Genomic DNA, 12,872 nt, shown 5'->3' with positions numbered 1-12,872 from the left:
CAGTAGAAGCTCAACATTCATGGGAGGGGTTTAAATGGATATCAACTGGTCGATCATCGCGCCGATTCTTGTGATTCAGGCGATTCTTATGCTGGTTGCTTTAATCGCATGTATACGCGCCGAGAAAACGAATGGGCCGAAATGGTTGTGGGCCGTGCTGATCGTATTCGTCAGCATTTTCGGTCCCGTATTATTCTTCATCTTCGGAAGGAGAAATACGTAATGGCACTGCTGTCTGTACAACAATTAACGAAGCGCTATGGCGGAAATACCGCTGTGGACGGTCTTGCGTTCAATATCCAGGAAGGGCGATGCCTGGCTTTGCTTGGTCCGAACGGAGCGGGGAAAACGACTACGCTGCGCATGCTTACGGGTTTGCTGAAGCCAACGGAGGGAACGATTGCGTTCGACTCCAGGTTGTCCGCCGGCGACCATCGTCAACATATCGGCTTTCTGCCGCAGTACCCGGCTTTTTATAACTGGATGTCCGGCAGGGAATTTCTCGAATATGCGGGCAGGTTGGCCCGATTATCAAGCAAAGAAGCGGCTTCGCGCGCGGAAAAAATACTGGAACGCGTCGGATTGTCGGAATCGAAAAACCGGAAAGTCGGAGGATACTCCGGCGGCATGAAGCAGCGGCTCGGTCTCGCGCAAGCGTTGATACATTCCCCTGCGCTGCTGATTTTGGACGAGCCGGTATCCGCTCTGGACCCGCTTGGAAGGCGTGAAGTGCTGGAGCTGATGCGGCAGTTGAAGAATGAAACGACGATCTTGTTCTCGACGCACGTCCTGCACGATGCGGAAGAAATTAGCGACGATGTGCTCATCATGGCCAAAGGGAAAAAAGCGATTGAAGGCGATCTCGCCGAGGTACGGAAGCAATTCCAGCAGCCTGTCATCTACGTCGACGCCGAACCGTCGGCAAAGGAATGGCTGGCGAAGTTGTCCAGCAAGCCGTACGTGAGTGAAGTGGAACTGCGCCAAGACGGTGCCAAATTGATCGTTACGAATTTGGAGCTCGCGAAGAACGAGCTGCTTCGCGACATCGTCGGTCAAGGGATCGCACTGAACCGGTTTGAAGTCGGGCGGACGACACTTGAAGATCTGTTCATAAAGGTGGTGCAAAGCTGATGCAGTGGGCGAATTTATACCGTAAAGAAATGCTGGAAATGGGACGCAACTTCAAATGGATTTGGGTGCCGCTCGTCTTCATTTTGCTTGGCGTCATGCAGCCCGTCACTTCGTATTACATGCCGCAAATATTGCAGCATGCAGGCAACATGCCGGAAGGCGCCGTCATTCAAATCCCGCTGCCTTCTCCGGCCGAGGTGATCATGCAAACTTACTCGCAATATAATACAGTAGGCTCGCTGATCCTTGTGCTGTCTTTCATGACGATTTTATCGGGAGAGCGCGTCAGCGGCGTTGCCGGTCTTGTGCTTGTGAAGCCGGTATCTTATATATCCTACGTGACGGCAAAATGGACGGGTATGGCGACGCTAATGACGGTCTCACTGCTTCTCGGCAGCTTGGCTTCCTGGTATTACACGGGGCAATTGATCGGCGAGGTGCCGTTCGGTAGATTGCTCGGAAGCTTTGTTTTATGCGGATTATGGTTTTTGTTCCTCTGCACGGTGACTCTTTGTGTCAGCGCCATGCTGAGGGCGGCTGGCGGCATCGCCTTCATATCGCTTGGATTCGTCATTGCGCTTTCGGTCGCAACGAGCATGTTCAGCCGGTATATGCAGTGGAGCCCAAGCCGGTTGATCGGCTTTGGAGGCAATCTGCTGCAAACGGGCGAAGCAGGAACGGAAGTGTGGCTGCCCGCAATCGTAGGGATCGCGCTCATCATCGCTTTAGTCGCCGGGGCGGTTGGCGTATTCCGAAGACAGGAGCTTGCCGCTTGATCATCAATTTGTCAAAATATGTGACACGCCGTTGGACTTCTCTTTCGTTTTTTAGTAGGATAGAGATACTTTAAGTAAACTCTATCAAAAGTTAACGACTGGGGAGGCGGGAAGTATGCTGCGACTGGGCCAAAAAGTATACATTGTTTCCGATCAATTCGAACAAAACCTTCCAGTAGGGGAGCACGGATATATTATCGCATATGATCGCAATGCCGATAATGTGTTCGATTACGTTGTCCGCGTGCCGAAAGCGAATAAAGCGTTCTATGTTCCGAAGACCGATGTCGAGACCGAAGAAACGCTCATTCAGTCGGAAGTGGAGCGGGTGGAGAAGGAAGCACTGATCGATTATGCTCTCGCGACTCGAAATCATGAATTGTTCAAACGCATTATGAATGGCGAGACGATCGAAGAGGAAGAAGAGTCGGCGAAGGAAGTTTTGAGCCAAGAAGAATTTATCCGGCAAGTCAATTTAAAAGCATGGATTTGATCGTTCGGATTTTTTGTCGTTATAATTAATAGAACGTAAGTGCAGTCGGACTCTTTCGGGGACGGCTGCTTTTTTGTGCAAGTCGTATATGCCGGAATCGTTGAGTTCGAAAACGGTCTAGGCTATAATATGAAGAATGAGTCGGAATAGGAGGAATTGGGTCGATGAGTGTTACGAAACAGGATGTCGAGAAAGTGGCCGAGCTTGCGCGGCTAACGTTGACCGACGAAGAAAAAGAGCGTTTTACCGTACAAATGAACGCCATTTTAAAATATGCCGAAAAGCTGAATGAGCTTGATACGGACAGTGTTGAGCCGACAAGCCATGTGATGAAGCTGACGAACGTCATGCGCGAGGATCAGGTACGCACATCGCTGCCGATCGAGAAAGTCATGCTGAACGCGCCGGATGAAGAGGACGATCAGTTCAAAGTACCGGCGGTTTTGGAATAGTTACATTTTGAGGGGAGGATCCCGTTTTGTCTTTATTTGATTCACGCTTGCAGGATGTACATAACATGCTTGCAAAAAAAGAACTTGCCGTTTCCGATTTGGTTGATCACGCCTTTGAGCGTATCCGCGAAACCGACGGGAACGTACGCGCATTTCTGACATTGGATGAGGAACAAGCCCGAAGCACGGCCAAAAAGCTGGACGACAAGCTGACGACCGGCGAGTCCCGCGGACTGCTGTTCGGCTTGCCGGCGGGCATTAAAGATAATATTGTTACGGAAGGCTTGCGTACGACATGCGCCAGCCAGTTTTTAAGCAATTTTAACCCGGTTTATGATGCAACCGTAATCCAGAAGCTGAAGCAAGCCGAATCGGTGACGATCGGCAAGCTGAACATGGACGAGTTCGCCATGGGCGGCTCGAATGAAAATTCCAGCTTTTATCCGACGCGCAATCCATGGAATCTTGATTATGTTCCCGGCGGTTCCTCCGGCGGCTCGGCGGCATCCGTTGCCGCAGGCGANGGCGGCTCGAATGAAAATTCCAGCTTTTATCCGACGCGCAATCCATGGAATCTTGATTATGTTCCCGGCGGTTCCTCCGGCGGCTCGGCGGCATCCGTTGCCGCAGGCGAAGTCTATTTCTCGCTCGGCTCCGACACGGGCGGATCGATCCGCCAACCGGCTGCTTATTGCGGCGTTGTCGGATTGAAGCCGACATACGGCCTTGTATCCCGATTCGGACTCGTCGCCTTTGCTTCGTCGCTTGACCAAATCGGGCCGATCACGAAGAACGTCGAGGACAGCGCGTACGTGCTCCAGGCGATTGCCGGCTACGACGTAATGGATTCGACCTCGGCCAAGGTTGATATTCCGGACTATATCAACGCGTTGAGCGGAGACGTCAAAGGCTTGCGCATCGGCGTACCGAAGGAATATTTGGGCAAAGGCATTGACCCGAAGGTGAAGGAATCGGTGCTCGAAGCGCTGAAGGTGCTCGAAGGCTTGGGCGCGACTTGGGAGGAAATTTCGCTGCCGCATACCGATTATGCGGTCGCAACGTATTACTTGCTCGCGTCTTCGGAGGCTTCCTCCAACCTGGCCCGATTCGACGGTGTCCGTTACGGCGTCCGTACGGCCAATCCGGACAATCTGATCGACTTGTACCGCAAATCGCGCAGCGAAGGCTTCGGCGCGGAAGTGAAGCGCCGTATCATGTTGGGTACTTACGCGCTGAGCTCCGGATATTACGATGCGTATTATTTGAAAGCTCAAAAAGTGCGCACCTTGATCAAGCAAGATTTCGATAAAGCTTTCGAATCGTATGATGTCATTATCGGTCCTACGGCGCCGACTACGGCATTCAAAATCGGCGAACAAGTGGACGATCCGTTAACGATGTATTTGAACGATATTTGCACGATCCCGGTTAGCCTTGCGGGCGTTCCGGCGATTAGCGTTCCATGCGGTTTGGCGGACGGTATGCCGGTCGGCCTGCAAATTATCGGCAAAGCGTTCGATGAATCGACGGTGCTGCGCGTCGCCCATGCTTTTGAGCAGAACACGGCGCATCACAAGCTTCGCCCGCAATCCTGAGCAATAAGCTTATCCTTACGAAGTAGCTTTCTCACGAAAGCTTAGCCAATCCTTACGAAGTGGCTTTCTTACGAAAGCCTGCAGGAGGTTTCCCATATCATGTCCACCCAATATGAAACGGTTGTCGGGTTGGAGGTTCACGTCGAGCTCCACACGCAATCGAAAATTTTTTGCGGCTGCTCCACCTCTTTCGGGGCACCGCCGAACACGCATACGTGCCCGATCTGTCTCGGACATCCGGGCGTTCTGCCGGTGCTGAACCGCCAGGCGGTCGAATATGCCATGAAAGCCGCGATGGCACTGAACTGCACGATTGCAACGGAAAGCAAGTTCGACCGGAAAAACTATTTTTACCCCGATTCTCCCAAAGCTTATCAAATCTCGCAATACGACAAACCGATCGGCGAGCACGGCTGGATCGACATCGAAGTGAACGGCGAAACGAAGCGGATCGGCATCACGCGACTTCATCTCGAGGAAGATGCCGGCAAGCTGACTCACGTGGACGGCGGATATGCGTCCCTCGTCGACCTGAACCGGGTCGGCACGCCGTTGGTCGAGATCGTTTCGGAGCCGGACATTCGCTCGCCGGAAGAAGCGCGGGCGTATTTGGAGAAGCTGAAAGCGATCATGCAATATTGCGACGTATCGGACGTGAAGATGGAGGAAGGCAGCCTGCGCTGCGACGCCAACATCAGTATTCGTCCGTTCGGGCAAGAGAAGTTCGGCACAAGAACCGAGCTGAAGAACATGAACTCGTTCCGCGGCGTGCAGCGCGGGCTTGAATACGAGGAAAAGCGTCAAGCCGAGGTGCTGGACTCGGGCGGCCGCGTCGTACAGGAAACGCGTCGCTGGGACGAGGCGCAAGGCCGCACGATTTCGATGCGCAGCAAGGAAGAGGCGCACGACTATCGTTACTTCCCGGACCCGGATCTTGTTGAGGTGTACATTGACGACGAGTGGAAGGCGCGCGTCCGCGCATCGATTCCGGAGCTGCCTGATGCTCGTAAGGCTAGATATACCGAAGAATATGGTCTGCCAAGCTATGATGCGGAGGTCATTACTTCGTCCATCAAGCTTGCCGATCTCTTCGAGGAAAGCTTGAAGTATACGCAAGACGCCAAAGCCGTTTCCAACTGGATCATGGGCGATTTGCTCGGGTATTTGAACGCCAACGGTCTGGAAATGGACGCGGTTAAAATTACCGGCAAAGGCCTTGGCGAAATGATCGGTCTCATGGAAAAAGGGACGATCAGCAGCAAAATCGCCAAAACCGTCTTCAAAGCGATGCTCGAAAGCGGCAAAAGCCCGCAAGCGATCGTTGAAGAGCAAGGTCTCGTTCAAATTAGCGACGAAGGTGCGATTCTTGCGATCGTCGATCAAGTGATCGAACGCAACCCGCAATCGGTCGCCGATTTCAAGGCAGGCAAAGACAAAGCGATCGGCTTCCTTGTCGGACAAGTGATGAAAGAATCCAAAGGGAAAGCGAACCCTGGGCTTGCGAACAAGCTCTTGCTTGAACGTCTGGGCAACCAATAGAACAATTCCACAATAAGCGCGTCTTCGATTCGAGGACGTGCTTTCATTGCATTTAGGCGACTTTCAAGGAGGATATACTAATGACGATTCGTCCGATAAATTTGGCTGATCCCGATATTGCCGCGCTCGTCTGGAGGCTGCAGCACGCCGCCTACCGCATAGAAGCTGAGCTGATCGGCTTTGATCGCATCCCGCCGCTGCTGGATACGGTGGAGTCGCTGCAAAGCTGCCGCGAAACCTTTGTAGGCTGCTTCGATGAGGATGACGACGACGAGCTTGCCGGCGCGATCGCCTACACCCGGGATTCGTCGGAAGTCACGATATGCCGTCTGATGGTCCATCCGGACCGGTTCCGTCAAGGCATCGGCCGACAGCTTCTTCAGCACTTACAGCATTTGGAAACCGACGCTGCCAAGTATACCGTATCGACGTCCGCGCTAAATGCGCCGGCGATTCGTTTGTATGAGCAAGAGGGCTTCTGTATCGTGAAGGAAATGGAACCAGAACCTGGTGTGCATCTTGTTGTATTCGAGAAATACAATAAGAACTAAAAAAGGAGTGCGCCGATGACAAGCCCCTGGTTTATCGACGAGCTGCATATTACGATCCGGTTGCTAGCGGCTATGCTGCTGGGCGGGCTTGTCGGTATGGAGCGCGAGCGTTCGCACCATGCTGCAGGCCTCAGGACGCATATTCTCGTTTGCCTAGGCTCTACGCTGATTATGCTGCTCTCCATATACGGTTTTTCCGCATTCGTCGATGAGCCGAACGCTCGAGTCGATCCGTCCCGTATCGCTTCCTCCGTCATTACCGGCATCGGTTTTTTGGGAGCGGGGACGATCTTGTTTACCGGCAAATCGATCACCGGCTTGACAACGGCCGCTTCGCTGTGGGTTGTCGCGGCAATCGGTTTGGCGATCGGAGCGGGTTTTTATTTTGCCGGGATTGCTTCGACTTTGCTTGTGCTGCTTAACCTGTGGGTGTTCAATAAGATAGAGAAACGGTTTTTCGGCGGAAAACAAATGCATGTCATCAAAGTAACCGCCGCGGACCGCGAAGGGCTGCTTGGCGCGATGACAGATGTGCTGAAGCGGTATGATGCCGATTTGCGCAAAATATCGGTAGAGGATCAAAATGATGAAGAGGAAGCGGGTTCCAAAAATGTTTCTTTAGCATTAACCGTATTGCTGCGCAAAAAGGATTTGGTGATCCCGCTCGTGGAAGGGTTAAAATCGATCCCGGGTGTTTCTGCCGTCATGGTCGACTAGTCCGCATTGACAAATCCGAATGAAGGAACGTACAATGATGCTAACAATGGATTATGAAAGGCTGTGAACGTCATGGCATCCCGAGCCGAGCAAGCACTGGAAAAACTAAAAACGACCGGCGTTCGGATGACTCCGCAAAGGTATGCTATTCTGTCGTATTTGATGGATTCGATGACTCACCCGACTGCCGACGATATTTACAAAGCGTTGGAACGACAATTTCCGAGCATGAGCGTTGCGACCATATACAATAACTTGAAATTATTCGTAGATGCGGGTTTAGTGCGAGAACTTACCTATGGGGACGATTCCAGCCGCTTTGATGCGGATACGTCCGACCATTACCATATTATTTGCGAGCAATGCGGCAAAATGGTCGATTTTGAACATCCGCCGCTTGTTGAAGTAGAGCACGTTGCCGCGCAAGAAACCGGATTCCGGATTCGCGGACACCGTATGGAGCTTTACGGGGTGTGTCCTGAATGTGTCGGAACGACCAAGCATTAACATCCCTGAAATCGTTAGTAAGTCCTTGTTTCATCCTGTATAATAAAACGTGTTGCATGTTCGTATATCGAATTTGCAGCACGTTTTTTTGCATATTTAAACTTTTTCGAGAATACTAGAGTCAATACAAGAGTAGAATAATAGAAAACACCCGAAAAAGGAGAGAAGCAATGAATACAATGTATGTGCCGCCAAGAAAGCCGAGACGTGCTACCGAGCGACGGCCTATACTTGTGGTTCTGTTCGTTTGTTTGCTAATCATTGCGAGTGCCGCAGCGGTCATCTACTTCAAAAACTTTTATCCGAATCATAGTCACGTCAAACCTGATTTCGGAGGCTTGGAGAAGCCTGTATATTACCGGGGCGAGATTCAGAAGCTGTCGGCAATCGGCACGAAGGAAGGGCTGAAACTGCCGCTTTCCGTTGTGAAGGACCTAATTGACCCGAATATGACTTATGAGGAAAAGACTGAATCGGTTATTATAACGACCGAAGATAAAGTCATTCGTCTCAAGACGAACGAGTTGACCGGAACGATAAACGCAAAGCCGTTCGAACTGCATGTTCCTATCGATAAAAAAGGAAAGACGGTTTACATTCCGATCGAGCCGCTGCAGCGTTTCTACGGCTTGAAGCTGAACGAAGATGCGGGCACGGGCGTCGTGACGATCCACAAGGCGGCGGACGTGCTGCAGTGGGCGATCGTGCCGAAGGAAGCGGATCCGGAGGATACGGTAGCGATGCGAACGAAAGCGACCGTCAAAGCACCGATCGTTGCCGATCTTAAGCCTGGAGCGCGAGTAGCGATATGGGGTGATACGGACGGCTGGTATTACGTACAAGCTGAGGATGGGATCGTCGGATATGTCCGCAAAGGCGATGTTACGTTGAACGGAACGGAGACAATCCCCGTTCCCAAGGCGAAGAAACCTTTTGAAGCGTGGAAGCTTATCGGCCAAAAAATCAATATGACATGGGAAGCGGTTTATTCCAAAAATCCGGACACGTCTACAATCGGCAGCATACCGGGGCTGAATGTCGTCAGCCCGACCTGGTTCAGCTTGCTCGACAGTAAAGGGAACATTAAAAACAATGCCGACCCGAGCTATGTCAAATGGGCGCATGCCCGAAACATGCAAGTCTGGGCGCTCTTCAGCAACAGCTTCGAGCCGAAAATGACGACAAAGGCACTTTCTTCCTTCGACAGCCGTTTCCGCATGATCAGTCAACTGCTCAGCTTTGCGGATATGTATGACCTACAAGGAATAAATATTGATTTTGAGAACGTATATACGTCGGATAAAGCAAATTTGGTGCAATTTGTACGGGAAATGGTTCCGTTCATGCATGAAGCGGGACTCGTCGTATCGATCGACGTAACGCCGAAGTCGAATAGCGAAATGTGGTCTGCTTTTCTCGATCGCGCGGCCATTGGAGAGGTCGTAGATTATATGATGCTGATGGCGTACGACGAACACTGGGCGGCAAGTCCGGTGGCAGGGTCCGTTTCCTCGTTGCCTTGGGCGGAAGATTCGATTGCTCGCATACTGAGCGAGGACGGCGTACCGGCTTCCAAGCTTGTGCTCGGCATGCCTTATTACACACGGCTATGGACGGAAACAAGCAGCGGCGGCAAGTCCAAAGTGAAGTCCAAAACGCTGTCGATGAGCAGCGCGAGCAAAATTATCGAAGAGAAGAAACTGAAGCCCGTTTACTCCGAGGAAACCGGACAAAACTACGTGGAGTATACGGATGCCGGCGCGAAGCAGCGAATTTGGCTGGAGGACGCGACATCCATTCAAGCCAGGGTTGAGCTGGCTAAGAAGTATGACTTGGCAGGCGTAGCGACTTGGAGGCGCGGCTTTGAAACGGCGAATATTTGGCCGGTCATCCATGAAACATTAAACAAAAGACCCTGACAAATGTCAGGGTCTTTTGTTAACGGTAAAGAATGTTTAAGTTCGGTAAAGCGTTAGACCGAAAGAGAATATTCTTTACCAAGAAAAGCTTCCTTTAAAATACGAATGTATCTTCGTCGAAAGGGCTTCGATTAGAAGCTTTTCTTATACAATGAATTGAATGTATGGCGGTCAGTGTGCTTCCGTCGTTTGCGGCGCATCGACGGTCGCTTGGTTCGGGTCGAGCGTTAGGATCGTTTTGCAATACATGCACCGGTCCGTTTTGCCAAGTATCTTCGTCGTACGGAGACATTCCGGACATTGCAGAATGACGGCGCTCGTCGAGAGCATGCCTGCCCAGAAATAAATGCCTACGCTGATCAGCATGCTGATCATCCCGAAAACCATGAATATCGCGGCAAAAATTTTACCGCTTGCTCCCCACAGCAAGATCCCCGCCGTACCGAGAATCATCAAGCCCATTCCTATTAACGTAAGAAGGAGCCCCCAAAGTCGAAATTCGTTGATTTTGCTCGATTTAAAAAACATGGCAATCCTCTTTTCTTCAAAGTTGGCAGGAAACCGCAACATGAGTGTAGAAATGTATTATATCGCAATTAAAAATATAAAGACAGCATCTCTCAAAGAGAAGGGGAAGTTATGAATCCGATTACCGCGTCATATGCCGACAACTTAACTCGCGATTCGAGCGTTACGAGCGTAATTATCGTCGAAAACCAACAACCGTTCAACCCGCTGACTGACGGATACGATACGCTGATGTTCATCGTCGTTGAATCTGCCGAACCCACAAATCACACCACCCATTATATAAAAGACGGCTCGCGTATTCAAGAACGTCGCATCGACCGTTCCAGCCTGGAGAAGCAGATCGCGGCACGGGCGAACCGCAACATGATTTATTGGATTATACAAGGGGAGATTTTGTTGGACCGGGATCTCTATATTAGCAATTTACGCGAGGAACTCCTTCAATACGGCTTGCCGATGCGAGAGCAGAAGCTGTTTGCCGAATTTGCCTCGTTCTTCCGCTGTTATTCGCATTGCAAGCAGTTTTTGCACGACGGGCACACGATCGATGCATATAGCAATATTCTAGAGGCGCTGCACCATTGGGCACGCATTGCGATCATCGAAACGGGCACCCAGCCGGAGGAAACGGTATGGAAGCAGGTTAAATCGATCAATTCCGGCGTGTACAAACTTTTCGAGGAAATGACGACGAGCGTAGAGACGATAGAGCAGCGCATTCAGCTCGTTCTTCTTGCATGCGAGTTTTCAATTATGTCCAAGATGGAGGAGTGCTGTACGCTCCTGTTCCGCATTCTGGACAGCCGCGCCGAGCCTTGGAGCGTGATGGAGCTGAAACAGCACCCCGAGCTGTCCGAAACGCATGTCGAGCTTGCGCTTATTTTGCAGAAACTTGTCAAGAAATCATTAATTCGGGAAGTGGCTGTCGCTTCGACGAACGACCTGTCCCGACTTGAGCTTAAATATGTGCATTAACGCCCATTTATGTTATACTGATTGGCAATCGAATAGCTAAACCACTAGGGGAGCCGATACGGCTGAGAAAAGAAACGAGCTTTCTTTGACCCTTGGAACCTGTTATGCTTCGCCGGCATGTCGATGCCGCAAGCTCTGGATCATGCCAGCGTAGGGAAGTGGACCAACATCAACGAGTTTATTCGTTATGCCACAAAAGCCATCCGCTGCGGATGGCTTTTTTTTGTGATATTACGGAGAGGAGGGATGAACAGGTGGTACTCACGATTAATGGAGAAAAGCGGGAGATAGACGGCGTAAGCACCGTCTCCGAACTGCTGGAGCATTTTCAGATCGAACACAAAATTGTTGTCGTTGAACTAAATCGGGAAATTATCGATAAATCTTTGCATGAGGGAACGGCTCTGAATGACGGAGATTCCGTTGAAATCGTCCACTTTGTAGGCGGCGGATAAGGTGCGCAAGTATTTATGGATTTAGCTGAGTACGATATCATCTTCGAGGAGAGAATACATATGAGCGACCTACTGAAAATCGGACCGTATCAATTTAAATCAAGACTGCTGCTCGGCACGGGCAAATTCGCTTCCATGGATGTGCAAGGGAAGGCTGTTGAAGTTTCGGAAGCGGAAGTACTCACGTTCGCCATTCGGCGTTTACCGCTCGACAATCCGGATGCGGCTAATTTCCTGGAGCGGCTAGATCTAAAAAAATTTACGCTACTGCCGAATACCGCTGGCGCATATACAGTGGAGGAAGCGGTTCGGATCGCGCGGCTGGCCAAGGCGTCCGGACTTTGCGATATGATTAAGGTCGAAGTGATCGGCGATCCGAAGACACTGCTGCCTGACCCGGTCGGCACATTGGAAGCAACGAAAATTTTAGTGCAAGAAGGGTTTATCGTTCTCCCATACACCTCGGACGACCCGATATTGGCTCGGAAGCTGCAGGAAGCGGGAGCGGCCGCCGTTATGCCCGGTGCTTCACCGATTGGTTCAGGTCAAGGCATCGTAAATCCGAATAACCTCCGATTCATTATTGAGGAAGCTAAAGTACCGATTATCGTTGATGCAGGCATCGGCGCTCCTTCGGATGCGGCTTTGGCGATGGAGCTGGGCGCGGACGGCGTGCTTCTGAATACCGCGGTTTCCGGGGCCACGGATCCAGCGTTAATGGCGGAAGCGTTCAAGCTTGCTGTGGAAGCGGGGCGAAAAGGATTTTTAGCCGGAAGGATCGCTAAGAAAAGATATGCATCGGCAAGCAGTCCGGCCGAAGGGATGATTGAATAAGCAAGTGGTTAGGCGGTTCCGTATTTGCGGAATCGCCTTTATTTTAAAGGCTTTTTAAACGGAGCAAAAAAAATGTCGAATAATGCTTGACTTTATTTCCGTCTAGATGTTATATTATTTCTCGCCCCTTAAAAAGGCGGCAACGTAATGAGAAGCACCAAACCCGCGATCTTCAAGGACTTTCGAAAGAAACGAAAGATTGCGAAAAAAAAGTACTTGCAAAGCAGTAGGCAAGTGTGGTATATTATAAAAGTCGCCGCTGAAACACGGCGAACGAAAAAAGAAACAAATTGTTCTTTGAAAACTGAACAACGAGCGAATAAGCCAAAGTTTTAAAATGAGCACAAATCAGCTTTTCTTTAATGGAGAGTTTGATCCTGGCTCAGGACGAACGCTG

The 12,872-nt window shown here is 50.9% G+C and carries 15 protein-coding genes and 1 riboswitch; of the genes, 14 read left to right on the top strand and 1 reads right to left on the bottom strand.

What is annotated here, in order from left to right; genetic code table 11:
- Nucleotides 1-34 precede the first annotated feature (34 nt).
- The 11 genes from AC0LWM_RS30350 (at nucleotide 35) to AC0LWM_RS30300 (ending at nucleotide 9,680) form a co-directional block, all read left to right on the top strand.
- Complete coding sequence (locus tag AC0LWM_RS30350; protein WP_474678783.1) at nucleotides 35-223, top strand: PLD nuclease N-terminal domain-containing protein; 189 nt, start codon at nucleotides 35-37, stop codon at nucleotides 221-223.
- Nucleotides 223-1,131, top strand: coding sequence for an ABC transporter ATP-binding protein (locus tag AC0LWM_RS30345; RefSeq protein WP_474678782.1), 909 nt, complete (start codon nucleotides 223-225; stop codon nucleotides 1,129-1,131). Before AC0LWM_RS30350 ends, AC0LWM_RS30345 begins: the two co-directional genes overlap by 1 nt.
- On the top strand, nucleotides 1,131-1,907 hold the full coding sequence (locus AC0LWM_RS30340) for an ABC transporter permease (RefSeq protein ID WP_474678781.1): 777 nt from the start codon (nucleotides 1,131-1,133) through the stop codon (nucleotides 1,905-1,907). Before AC0LWM_RS30345 ends, AC0LWM_RS30340 begins: the two co-directional genes overlap by 1 nt.
- Nucleotides 1,908-2,022: 115 nt before the next feature.
- Entirely contained in the window at nucleotides 2,023-2,400 is a 378-nt protein-coding gene (locus tag AC0LWM_RS30335; protein ID WP_474678780.1) for an ATPase, read from the top strand.
- Between the two features lie 164 nt (nucleotides 2,401-2,564).
- Entirely contained in the window at nucleotides 2,565-2,852 is a 288-nt protein-coding gene (gene gatC, locus AC0LWM_RS30330) for an Asp-tRNA(Asn)/Glu-tRNA(Gln) amidotransferase subunit GatC (protein WP_474678779.1), read from the top strand.
- Between the two features lie 26 nt (nucleotides 2,853-2,878).
- A complete protein-coding gene (gene gatA / locus AC0LWM_RS30325) occupies nucleotides 2,879-4,447 on the top strand; it encodes an Asp-tRNA(Asn)/Glu-tRNA(Gln) amidotransferase subunit GatA (protein WP_474678778.1) in 1,569 nt (522 codons plus the stop codon).
- A 99-nt stretch (nucleotides 4,448-4,546) separates the two neighbouring features.
- Nucleotides 4,547-5,986: an Asp-tRNA(Asn)/Glu-tRNA(Gln) amidotransferase subunit GatB gene (gene gatB / locus AC0LWM_RS30320; protein WP_474678777.1), complete on the top strand. Its 1,440-nt coding sequence runs from the start codon at nucleotides 4,547-4,549 to the stop codon at nucleotides 5,984-5,986.
- A gap of 80 nt (nucleotides 5,987-6,066) precedes the next feature.
- Nucleotides 6,067-6,537: a GNAT family N-acetyltransferase gene (locus tag AC0LWM_RS30315; RefSeq protein ID WP_474678776.1), complete on the top strand. Its 471-nt coding sequence runs from the start codon at nucleotides 6,067-6,069 to the stop codon at nucleotides 6,535-6,537.
- Between the two features lie 15 nt (nucleotides 6,538-6,552).
- Nucleotides 6,553-7,254, top strand: coding sequence for an MgtC/SapB family protein (locus AC0LWM_RS30310; RefSeq protein WP_474678775.1), 702 nt, complete (start codon nucleotides 6,553-6,555; stop codon nucleotides 7,252-7,254).
- A gap of 72 nt (nucleotides 7,255-7,326) precedes the next feature.
- The gene (gene perR / locus AC0LWM_RS30305; protein ID WP_474678774.1) at nucleotides 7,327-7,761 is read left to right on the top strand and encodes a peroxide-responsive transcriptional repressor PerR; all 435 of its coding nucleotides are present in this window, start codon (nucleotides 7,327-7,329) and stop codon (nucleotides 7,759-7,761) included.
- A gap of 170 nt (nucleotides 7,762-7,931) precedes the next feature.
- Nucleotides 7,932-9,680, top strand: a complete 1,749-nt coding sequence (locus tag AC0LWM_RS30300) for a glycosyl hydrolase family 18 protein (RefSeq protein ID WP_474678773.1) — start codon at nucleotides 7,932-7,934, stop codon at nucleotides 9,678-9,680.
- A 171-nt stretch (nucleotides 9,681-9,851) separates the two neighbouring features.
- On the opposite strand, the gene AC0LWM_RS30295 is transcribed toward AC0LWM_RS30300, so the two are convergent.
- Nucleotides 9,852-10,208: a YgzB family protein gene (locus AC0LWM_RS30295; protein WP_474678772.1), complete on the bottom strand. Its 357-nt coding sequence runs from the start codon at nucleotides 10,206-10,208 to the stop codon at nucleotides 9,852-9,854.
- 111 nt (nucleotides 10,209-10,319) lie between these two features.
- Between AC0LWM_RS30295 and AC0LWM_RS30290 the strand changes: the two genes are divergently transcribed.
- The 3 genes from AC0LWM_RS30290 to AC0LWM_RS30280 all read left to right on the top strand — a co-directional run bounded on the left by AC0LWM_RS30290 (nucleotide 10,320) and on the right by AC0LWM_RS30280 (nucleotide 12,475).
- Nucleotides 10,320-11,186: a nucleotidyltransferase-like protein gene (locus AC0LWM_RS30290; protein WP_474678771.1), complete on the top strand. Its 867-nt coding sequence runs from the start codon at nucleotides 10,320-10,322 to the stop codon at nucleotides 11,184-11,186.
- Nucleotides 11,187-11,222: 36 nt separating this feature from the next.
- A riboswitch (TPP riboswitch) is annotated at nucleotides 11,223-11,360 on the top strand.
- Between the two features lie 80 nt (nucleotides 11,361-11,440).
- A complete protein-coding gene (gene thiS / locus AC0LWM_RS30285) occupies nucleotides 11,441-11,641 on the top strand; it encodes a sulfur carrier protein ThiS (protein WP_474678770.1) in 201 nt (66 codons plus the stop codon).
- 60 nt (nucleotides 11,642-11,701) lie between these two features.
- Nucleotides 11,702-12,475: a thiazole synthase gene (locus AC0LWM_RS30280; RefSeq protein WP_474678769.1), complete on the top strand. Its 774-nt coding sequence runs from the start codon at nucleotides 11,702-11,704 to the stop codon at nucleotides 12,473-12,475.
- The last annotated feature ends 397 nt before the right edge of the window (nucleotides 12,476-12,872 follow it).

The sequence above is a fragment of the Paenibacillus sp. sgz302148 genome (assembly GCF_056120465.1).
This window is presented reverse-complemented; position numbering and strand designations above follow the sequence as displayed.